Origin of the sequence: Rhodopirellula europaea 6C (genome assembly GCF_000338295.1) — a bacterium.
Taxonomy (GTDB): Bacteria; Planctomycetota; Planctomycetia; order Pirellulales; family Pirellulaceae; genus Rhodopirellula; species Rhodopirellula europaea.
Genome location: NZ_ANMO01000200.1, coordinates 1 through 10,985, shown reverse-complemented (window position 1 = coordinate 10,985; position 10,985 = coordinate 1). Strand labels below are relative to the sequence as shown.

Annotated in this window: 5 protein-coding genes; 4 read left to right on the top strand and 1 reads right to left on the bottom strand. The window is 56.4% G+C overall.

What is annotated here, in order from left to right:
- The coding region (locus RE6C_RS20240; RefSeq protein WP_236618374.1) for an exonuclease/endonuclease/phosphatase family protein at positions 1–1,366 on the top strand (1,366 nt) is incomplete at its 5' end.
- A gap of 26 nt (positions 1,367–1,392) precedes the next feature.
- Positions 1,393–2,580, top strand: coding sequence for a cysteine desulfurase family protein (locus tag RE6C_RS20235; RefSeq protein WP_008659570.1), 1,188 nt, complete (start codon positions 1,393–1,395; stop codon positions 2,578–2,580).
- A gap of 61 nt (positions 2,581–2,641) precedes the next feature.
- Here the strand turns inward: RE6C_RS20235 and RE6C_RS20230 are convergent, their stop codons facing one another.
- Complete coding sequence (locus RE6C_RS20230) at positions 2,642–3,487, bottom strand: sulfite exporter TauE/SafE family protein (RefSeq protein ID WP_081605701.1); 846 nt, start codon at positions 3,485–3,487, stop codon at positions 2,642–2,644.
- A 64-nt stretch (positions 3,488–3,551) separates the two neighbouring features.
- Between RE6C_RS20230 and RE6C_RS20225 the strand changes: the two genes are divergently transcribed.
- Together RE6C_RS20225 and RE6C_RS20220 are read left to right on the top strand one after the other, a co-directional pair.
- Entirely contained in the window at positions 3,552–9,683 is a 6,132-nt protein-coding gene (locus tag RE6C_RS20225; protein ID WP_236618373.1) for an alpha-2-macroglobulin family protein, read from the top strand.
- Positions 9,684–9,921: 238 nt separating this feature from the next.
- Positions 9,922–10,770: an HAD-IIA family hydrolase gene (locus RE6C_RS20220; RefSeq protein WP_008659563.1), complete on the top strand. Its 849-nt coding sequence runs from the start codon at positions 9,922–9,924 to the stop codon at positions 10,768–10,770.
- The last annotated feature ends 215 nt before the right edge of the window (positions 10,771–10,985 follow it).

Genomic DNA, 10,985 nt, shown 5'->3' with positions numbered 1-10,985 from the left:
CTGCAACGATGCGGGCGCCGATTCAAAACGATGGTGGCCGATTGAATTGGTTCGCCACGATCACAAGCATGCCCAGAAGTACGTTTTTCGCCCCACATCCGCCCCAAAAGTCCCGGAGGCAGTCATGTCCGATGCACCCGAGAAAGGCCATCCCATTCAAATGGCTTTGATCGTCGTGTTGTTGATCGGCGGGGGATGGTACTTCTTCAAACATTACAACATCGACGGATTGGACGGAGTCGCGATCAAACCCAAGGCGGAATTCGCTTGGGAGAAACTCGATGATCCATTCACATTCACCTCGTCGACCGACGCTCGCGAATCGTTGGACTGGCCGGTCGATGAATCGGGCAATCCCATCGAAGCCGACCCGGTGATCTACAGCCCCAGTGACATGCTTCGGTCGGGGCCGTCGACGACTGAGCGTACTTGGGGCAATCCGGTCTACGATGGTGCTGGTTCTGCACCGGCGGAGCAGATTTCTGCAAAGCGTCCGGCGAAGTTCAAGAATCTTCGCATCGCTTCCTGGTCCCTGGACGGATTTGGTCCGACGAAGTTGGCCAGCAACATTTGCCGAATGAATTTGATTCGCGTCGTTCGCCAGTTCGATATGGTGGCGTTGCAACAGGTTTCGTCTGTGCACCAAGATCTCGTTCCACGAATGGTCGATGCGATCAACGAAAGTTCGCTCGGCAGTGGAGGTCCGGTCTACGACTACGTGCTCGGCGGACCAACCGGGCCCGCCGATCGTGGCGAGCAAATGGTGATCTTGTTTCGTCCTGATCGCATTCGTGTGGATCGAACCCAGACGTACACAGTCGCCGATCCCGACCAACAAATGCTGTATGACCCGTTGGTGGCCTGGTTTCGTGCGGCACAGCCAACCGCATCGCGGGCGTGGACGTTCACGGTTGCCAACGTGCGAATTGATTTGGGGCGTGCTCCCGGTGAAGTCGCATTGTTGGGGCAGTTGTTCGATTCCATCCGAGACGATGGCCGCGGTGAAGACGACATCCTGATGATGGGATTGTTCCAAGCCGATGATGCGTATCTGTTGCCCACAATCGCGGGACGCTCGGTTCGTGCCGCGGTGTCCAGTACGCCCACGGATATCTTTGGCCGGCATCAAACCGAGAACATTGTCTTCGATTTCAAGTCGACTGCCGAAGCGATCGGTCGCGGCGGGGTCTATGACTTCCTGCGTGTGTACAATCTCAGCCTTTCCGAAGCACAAACCGTGTCCAGTTATTTGCCGGTGTACGCGGAGTTCTCGGCACTAGAAGGATCCCCGATTGCCAATCAGGCAACCTTGGATCAGGCCGTTGTGCAACAAGCGTCATTGCCGAGCGGCGAAACGCTTCGCTAGCTGACGATTTAAAACCGCGAATTCCGATGATCTATCTCGACCATCATGCGACGACGCCCTGCGACCCTTGCGTCGTGGAAGCGATGTTGCCCTATCTGACGCAACACTTTGGCAACCCGCACAGCGATTCCCACGAAGCCGGACGTGAAGTTCGCCGAGCGATCGACCAATCGATCGATTCGATGGCCGCAATCCTGAACGCTCCCCGCGAAAGCGTTGTCATCACGTCTGGAGCCACCGAGAGCATTAACTTGGCCATGCGAGGTGTGCTGATGCATCCGCGTTGCAAACGTCATCAAGTGGTGGTTTGCGACACCGAGCATCCCGCCGTTTTGGAAGTGGCTGACGATTTGTCGAAACAGGTTTCCGCCAGCGGCCAGCCCATCGAGATCATTCGCGTCGGAGTCCATCCACACGATCATCCCTCGGCCGGACAAGTCGACTTGGACCAGTTGCGTGCCGCGGTCAACGAACAAACCGCGTTGGTCTCGATCATGTGGGCCAACAACGAAATCGGCTCCGTCGCACCCATCCAATCCATCGCTGAGATCACCCACGAAGCGGGTGCGGCATTGCACTGCGATGCGACTCAGGCGGTCGGGCGATTGCCGGTCGATGTGCGAGCGACGGACGTTGATTTGCTGACCGCGTCGGCGCACAAATTCTATGGGCCCAAGAGCACTGGTTTTCTCGTCGTTGGCAACGGCAACCGACGCGTGCGACTGCGTCCCCAAATCGTCGGCGGAGGCCAGCAGCGAGGGCTTCGCGGCGGAACGCTCAATCCAGCCACCATCGTTGCGATGGCAACCGCACTGCAAATCTCAATCGAAGATCTCGCAAGCGACACCTCGCGAATTTTGGAATTGAGAGAATTGCTTTGGAGTCGTTTGAACGAATCGATTGACGGTTTGCAACTCAACGGTGCCAGTTGGAGTGACGAGCCGTCTGGTCGTTTGCCCGGCAATCTGAATGTGCGACTGCGAGACATCGAAGGCGAATCCTGGATGGCCGCCACTCCGGACGTGGCGTTTAGCAGCGGCTCGGCATGCAGCAGCACCGAGGCTCTTCCAAGCCACGTGTTGCTGGCGATGGGATTGACTGAATCGGAAGCCCGCCGAAGCGTGCGGTTCGGCATCGGTCGGTTCAACACCACCGCTGAGATCAACTCCGCGGCCGATCAACTGATCGCATCGCATCAAAAACTGGTTGGTTAATTTGGCATAGGCTTCCAGCCTGTGAGCAGGAATCACAGGCCGGAAGCCTATGCAACTTTGCCTACATCCAGCCCAGGCGAATGCCCGCCGTCAGCACAATCACGGCGGTGATTCGGCGAAGAGTGAGGGGCGATAACCAACTCGCCGCGGCCCGGTTTCCGATCTGACCGCCAATCAAAACGCTGGCGAACAACCAAGGCCACCACGGGGCATGCGTCTGAAACTCCGTCGCGATTTCGCTGACTGACCAACCATGCTTACTCGTCTGGCCGATCAATCCCGCCACCGAGTTGACCAGGATGAACAACGAACTAGTCGCGGCGATGTCCCGAGCGTGACTCCAACGAGTCAGGTGCAGCACGGGCGACAAGAAAATGCCGCCTCCGATGCCGACCAGTCCCGCAAGCAAACCCAAGCCGGCACCAAGGCTCGCTTGCCAGAGCACGCCGGATCTCCACCAAAAATTCATGCGGCTCGATCCGGTTTGATTTGCTAGCGAAACTTTCTCGGGTTGGTTCTCTCGCGATGACGTTTCGTCGCTGCGTTCTTTTGACCGGCCAATCAAAAGCAAAACGCCAGCGACAATCAGCGTTCCGCTTAGCAACGGCACAAACACTTCCCGGTCCAGGGGGATTGATCCGCCGACCCAGGCCAAAGGAATGGACCCGACCACCAAGGGAACGCTGCGAGACCAAGGGATTTGCCTTTGGGTCGCGAAACGCAAGCATGCACCTGACACGACGAGCAAGTTGCAAGCCAGTGAAAGCATTGGCAAAACGCGATGATCAACGTCGTTGAGTACTAGCAACGCGGTGTACGTGGACCCTCCGCCGAAGCCTGCGCTGCTGTACACCAGGGCGGCTAAAAAGAACCAAGCGACGATCCAAAACTTTCCGCCTAATAACATGCTCGTTCAATCGTTACCCTGAGTGGCAGTGTCTTTTCTTTGCAGCTTCTTGAGGTGATCCGCTATGCGGCAATTTCGTACCGTGACTTACGTCGTTGTTGTTCTGAGTCTGTTGCTCGGGTTGCTCTATTTACCCCTGAGACTCTCCATGGCCGCTGAACCCAAGCAAGATGCCTCGTGGCGGAAACAGCAATTCGACGCCGCCAAAGAAGCGTTGCAAAAGGGGCTGCCGAAGACCGCGATCAAACACTACGACGCCATCGTACCCACCGCCATCGCCGAAGAAGACCACGATGATGCGGTCTTGGCCATGGGGATGCGAGCTTCCCTGCGAGGCCAACTCGATGGTGGAGGTGCTGAAGACCGGATTCTGCATCTTCAGGAAGACCTGGATGCTGCACCGGAGGCATCTAAACCGCTCCTGCAGGCGGTGCTGGCCAGTTGGTTCTATTCGTATCAACAACAAAACCAATGGCGATTCCGAAACCGCACCGAGATCGAATCTCGCGAAGACGATTCCACGCCAATCAAATCCAGCGAAGACCTGAAAACCTGGAGTGCTCAGCGAATCATTCGCCACGCTAGCACACTTTTTGACGAAGCCTTGGAAGACGCCGAGACCCTGCAAGCGACCGACCTGGAATCGATCCAGCGACTGATCACCGAAGGCAACGCTCCCGAGTTATATCGCCCCACGGTCTATGATTTCTTGGTCAACCAAGCCATCGACCATTTCGTCGACGCCCATTCGATCTACAGCGGACCGATCGAGCGTTTCGAACTGGAAGCAAACTCGCCGATCCTGGATCCGGTTGCTGATTTCCTGGCCTGGGAGATCCCCGAAACGGACCTCGAATCACCGCTTCGCCGAGCCACCGAGTTGATGCAGGATTGGGTGCGTTTCCGACAATCCAACGCGGACGAACAAAATGACGCGTTCCTCGATGCCAACTGGAATCGTTTGCGTTTCGCAGAACAAAACGCGGTGGGCTCCGAAAAGGACGAACGGTCGCAAGCCGCGATGCAGCGTTTCCTCAGTGAAAACCAAAGCCATCCCATCAGCGCCCGAGCCAGTTTTCATTTGGCTCAAAAGGAAATGGGGAAAGAAGAGTTCGTGCGAGCTCATCAAATCGCGAAAGCGGCTGTAGCAGCCCATTCGGAAAGCTTTGGCGGACGGCAGTGTGCGGCGTTGATCGAACAAATCGAAGCACCACAGCTCAACATCGCGACCGAACGCGTTTGGAACCCGGCCCTCTCCGAGTCCGCTCAGGCGGAAATCGAAATCAGCTACAAGAACATCAACAAGGTGCACTTCAAACTGGTCTCGCTGAGCTTTGACGAACTGCTGAACTCAGGCCAAATGGTTCAGAACAACGAGCACGACTGGTTGAGGAAATTTGCCGAGGAACCCGCCGTGCAACAGTGGTCGGTCGACTTGAAGGAAACCGCCGATTTCAAAACCAACGTTCATCGAATCGACGTCCCCAAGAACTTGGCAAAAGGAAGCTACCTGCTGATCGCCAGCGTCGACGAAGACTTCGTTTGGAAAGAGAACTATCTGGCGGGCAAACAGGTTTGGGTTAGCGAATTGGCACTTGTCACCGATGGTCGCTGGAACCAAGGCACGCTCGAAGGACACGTGTTGGATTCGAAGACGGGCGAACCGATTCCTCAAGCGACCGTGGCCGTTTGGACCTGGGCTCATGATGGCCAGCGGCGGAACAACCGCAACAATGGTTACCGATACCGATCGCTGCCGTCGTTGACGACTGACCCGAACGGTCGCTTCGAGTTAAAAGCGGAGCAGGGAACCAACTTGGACAATTTGTTGTTGCTGGCACAAAACGGAAAGGATCGTCTTCCATCCCAGCAGCATCATTCCATTCGTCATTCACGGACGTCGAATCAACTCAGCGGCCGGACTGTGTTCTTCACCGACCGTGCAATCTACCGTCCGGGGCAAACGCTTCGCTTCAAAGCCATCGCGACGAGTTATGACCAGTCAAAGAATCTGTACCAAACCCACAATCGCAAATCGCTGCAGGTGCAGTTGCTCGACCCCAACAACCAAGTGGTCGAAACGTTGGACTTGGTCACCAACGATCGCGGCAGTTGCCATGGCAGCTTCCATCTGCCGATCTCGGGACTGACCGGCCAAATGCGACTGATCGTCCGCGAGTTCCCACGTGGCGCGGCCACCGTTCGTGTGGAAGAGTACAAACGTCCGAAGTTCGAGGTGACCTTGGACGCTCCCAAGGATCCGGTGCGACTGGAAGAATCCGTGACGGTATCCGGCCACGCAACCGCTTACACTGGCGCGGCAATCAACGACGCGACCGTTCGCTACACCGTCGTTCGCCAAGTCCAATATCCAATTTGGTGGGGATGGCGATGCTGGTGGATCCCGACGCCTCCCGCCGAACCGCAAACGATCGTCCAAGGCGAAACAACCACGGATGAACTGGGGCGCTTTGACGTGTCCTTTGATGCCGTGCCAGACGCCTCGGTCGATCGAGACAGCGAACCCACCTTCCGCTACGTGATCACCGCTGACGTGGTCGACACCACCGGCGAAACTCGATCGGACAAACGCACGGTCACGGCGGGCTACACGACCATGTCGGCTCGAATGAGCGTCGCTCGACCCGATTGGCTGACCGAACAAGAGCCGGTCGACATCCAGGTTCACACAACCTCGCTCGATGGCGAAGCCCAAGCCGCCGAAGTCAAAATCGAAGTCTGGTCGCTGAAGGCTCCCGAAGTTGTTCCGCAACCGCGTTGGGGCACATATCAACCGTTGCCTGCGGATGCGGACGGTGAATCCAAACGAGTTCGTCCAGAGGATCCGAATTCATGGCCCCTGGACGAATTGAAGTCCTCAAAGACTTTGCAAACCGACGCCAGTGGCCAAGGTTCCTGGGAAGTCTCACTTCCTAAGGGACACTACCGAGCAATCTTGTCAGCGGTGGATTCAGCCGGCAACTCGGTCTCGGCCTTGTTGCCTTTGCGAGTGATCAATCCCAAAGCGGATCAACTCGGTCTGCCAATCGCCAGCCTGTTTGTGACGCCTCAATCCCAATGGGAACCGGGCGAAACGTTCACCGCGGTTTGGGGTAGCGGCTACAAAGATGCCAAGGCCTTAGTGGAAGTCGAGCATCGCGGCGAGATCTTGCAGCGGTACTGGACGTCCGGCGACAAGACACAAATTGAGATCACCCAAGCGGTCGATGAATCGATGCGAGGCGGGTTTGTCGTTCGCGTGATGATGGTCCACGAGAACCGTCTGCATCTGCATCAACAAGTTGTCAATGTTCCGTGGACGAACAAAGATTGGTCCATCCGCTGGGAACGTTTTGTTTCCAAACTCAAACCCGGTGCGGAAGAGACGTGGACCGCGATCATCGAACCCAATGTGGTGGATGAGTCGACCAAGGACCAGCAGGATTCCATCATGGAAATGGTGGCAACGCTTTACGACGCATCGCTCGACGTTTTTGCCAAGCATCGTTTCGCAACTGGCTTCAACGTCTTCTATCGAGATCGAAGCACACGCAGCCCGCACCTGAACAACGGATGGCAACACTTGTCGACCGTTGTGATGTGGTCGCACCGCGGTTACCCCAGCGGTGAGCTGAGCTATCCCGATTGGGTTTCCGAACTGCAGTTGAGCAACCATTTCGGACGTCCCATGCCGATGGCACGCGGAATGGCCTTTGCGGAATCTGACATGATGATGGCTGATGGGTCGATGCCCGCATCTGCACCCATGCGGAAACAAGCCGCTCCTTTGATGACGGCTGGCAGCGCGATCACAAGTGACTCCGGAAAGTCTGATGATGCTCCCCCCGAATCGAATGATCCCGAGATCGATTTGTCGGGCATTCCTCCGCGAAAGAACTTGAACGAGACCGCGTTCTTCTTCCCCGAATTGATCGCGGACGAGAACGGGGTGGTGAAGATGAAGTTCACCATGCCGGAAGCATTGACTCGTTGGCAGTTGCTGGGATTTGCCCACGGTGCCAACCTTGCATCGGGAACCATCTCGGGCACAGCCGTGACCAGCAAAGACCTGATGGTCCAGCCCAACCCGCCACGCACGTTGCGAGAAGGTGACGAGATTGAACTGACGGTCAAAGTCAGCAATCAATCCGCCGCAACACAAACGGGCGTGGTGGCGTTGAACCTGTCGTCGGCGGCCAGCGGTGAATCCGTCGATGCTCAAGTCGGCAATTCCCAGCCCAAGCAATCGTTTGAAATTCCCGCCGGCCAGTCCAAGACATTCTCTTGGCGAATCCAAGTGCCCGATGGCATTGGTTACTTGGTCTACAAGGCGGTCGGTTCGACCGGTCGTTTGTCTGATGGCGAAGAAGGTTATCTGCCGGTTTTGACCCGCCGCATCTTGGTGCACGAATCCATTTCACTGCCAATCGACGGTGCCGAAACGAAAACCTTCAAACTGCCGAAGTTGTTGGAAGGAAACAGCGACACACTGTCGAGCGAATCGCTGACCATTCAAATGACTTCCAATCCGGCTTGGTACGCCGTGATGGCACTGCCGTACTTGATGGAGTATCCCCACGAATGCAGCGAGCAAACCTTCCATCGCTTGTACGCGAACTTGCTAGCGCGGCACATCGCCACATCCGACCCGCGAATTGAACGCGTGTTTGAACAATGGCGCAACCAACCCGAGGTCGCTGGACGAGTGGCGCTGGACAGCCCTCTGGCACAGAACGAAGAACTGAAGTCGATCGCACTCACCGAAACACCTTGGGTGCTGCAATCCAAGTCCGAATCGGAAGCACGTCGCAACGTCGGGATTTTGTTCGACACCAATCGTGTCAACGATCAAGCCGATCGACTGACGCGGCGATTGATCGAACTGCAAAAAGAAGACGGCAGCTTCGCTTGGTTCGATGGTGGTCCATCCAACGACACCATCACCATGCTGATTGTCACCGGATTCGGTCGACTGCAACATTTGGGTGTCGATGTTGACATGCAGGTGGCGATGAAAGCGCTCACGCACTTGGACGCTTATGCGACCAAACTTTATGAACGCATCGAGCCAGAGGACCGCAACAAGGCACATGTTTCACCGACGGTGGCGATGCTGTTGTACGGTCGCAGTTTCTACAAGAACCAACCGACCGCTCCGGAGCACAAGGAAGCGGTTGATTACTGGACCGACCAACTCGCAGAACACTGGTTGTCCTTGTCCAGTCGCATGAGCCAAGGGCACGCCGCGATTGCTTTGCATCGACTGGGCCGACTCAAAGAAGCCAAAGAAATCGTCGCTTCATTGATCGAACGCTCGGTGGTCGATGAGCAGGGCATGCACTGGAACGACGCCAACTCAGGCTGGTGGTGGCACCAAGCACCGATTGAAACGCAGGCGATGATGATCGAGGTGCTCGACGAAGTCGCCAGCGATCTCCAGCGGGTCGAACTCTGCCAAGCTTGGTTGCTGCGTCAGAAAGAAACTCAGTCGTGGGAAACCACCAAATCCACCGCCGACGCCGTGTACGCGTTGCTGCTGCGAGGCACGGATAAGCTGGCTTCCGATGAAGTCGTCGACATTGCGGTGGGGCAACAAGAAGTCCCCAAGGGTAACGTGGAAGCCGGCACTGGTTTCTACCAGCACCGTTTCTCGGCGGATGAGATCACACCCGAAATGGGTTCGATTCAGGTCAAGAAGACAACCTCAGGCATCGCTTGGGGCGGAGTCCACTGGCAGTACTTTGAGAATATCGAAAACATCACGCCGCACGATGGAACGCCTCTGCAAATCGAGAAGCAATTGTTTGTCGTCCGTGCGACGGATTCCGGACCCGTGCTGCGTCCTATTGGCGACGAACCCGTTCGAGTAGGGGATGAGCTGGTCTCCAGGTTGATCATCCGCAGCGATCGTGACATGGAATTCTTGCATCTGCGAGACCATCGCGGTAGTGGCACCGAGCCCGTTAATGTGTTGTCTCAATACCGGCGACAAGATGCACTGGGTTATTACCAAAGCACCCGAGACGCGGCCGAGCATTTCTTCATTGGTTACCTCAGGAAAGGCACCTATGTGTTGGAATCTCGCTGTCGTGTGCAGCTTCGCGGCAACTATCAGACTGGGATGGCGAGCATCGAATCGATGTACGCACCTCAGTACAACAGCCACAGCGAAAGCCACGCACTCGAGGTGAAGTGAGCTGAATCGTTCGATGATTCACCCTGCCTTTTTGTTGCAGTGCAATGTGCTGTTGAAATGAGCAGGGGGGTGTTCAAGGTTCACGCACGTGTTCGGTCGTCCAACCGTGCTGATATGCAGCGGGCACGAATCTACCGTTAAATCATTGGTATGAAAGCTGCGTTCGAGGTCGAGTTCTCAAGGTTGGCAAACCATTGTCAATCAAGTTTTCAACTCCCGAACCTCTTGCAGTGATTTGATGAAAACGGGCTTTTTGATCGACATGGATGGTGTCATCTACCGCGGCAGCGAACTGATCCCAGGAGCCGATCAGTTCATCGACGTATTGATTCGACAGGACATTCCTTTTTTGTTCTTGACCAACAACAGCCAAAGGACTCGGCGTGACGTTCAAACCAAACTCCATCGGATGGGGATCTTTGTGGAAGAGTCTCATATCTTCACCTGTGCGATGGCAACGGCGAGGTTCCTCGCCAAACTGAAACCCAACGGCACCGCGTACATCATTGGGGAAGGTGGGCTGTTGCAAGCAATGCATCAAAACGGATTCTCCATCGTGGATCACTCGCCCGACTTTGTTGTTGTCGGCGAAGGTCGCACAATCACGCTCAATGCGTTGGAATCGGCGGTCGACATGATCCTTGGTGGTGCCAAGCTGATTGCCACCAACTTGGACCCCAGTTGCCCGACCAAGAACGGCACCCGCCCGGGATGCGGGGCCACGGTCGCGTACCTCGAAGCGGTCACAGGACGCAAAGCCTTCAGCGTGGGGAAACCCAGCCCCATCATGATGCGTGCGGCCCGTAAAGAACTGAAGCTGGCCACATCGCAAACCGTGATGGTCGGCGACACCATGGAAACCGACATCCTGGGCGGCGTCCAAATGGGCTACCGAACCGTGCTGACGTTGTCCGGCGGAACAAACAAAGAAGACCTGGGCCAATTCGCTTACGGACCCGACGTGATTGTCGACTCGATCGCTGAGCTTTGCGATGTCAGCGAGTTTGTGCAAAGCAGCTTGCCAATCGGCAACCGCGAGGACGACACCGTCACCAACTTCGCCGCCTGGGCCGCCGCCAACGCGTGATGGTTCACCCCTGGGCTGAAACGTGCGTCACATCAAGGCTCGTAGGCCAGGTCTCACCTGGCACCCAAGCCGATGCTTCGGTAGAAGCGAGGCGTGATCGGAACTCGGGCTTCGTTTGACGGGGCAGATCCAACGGCCAGTCACCAACGCCAGGTGGAACCTGGCCTACGTGGCCTTCGCCGCAACGAGAGGTTTCGGTTCCGCATCGGTGGCTG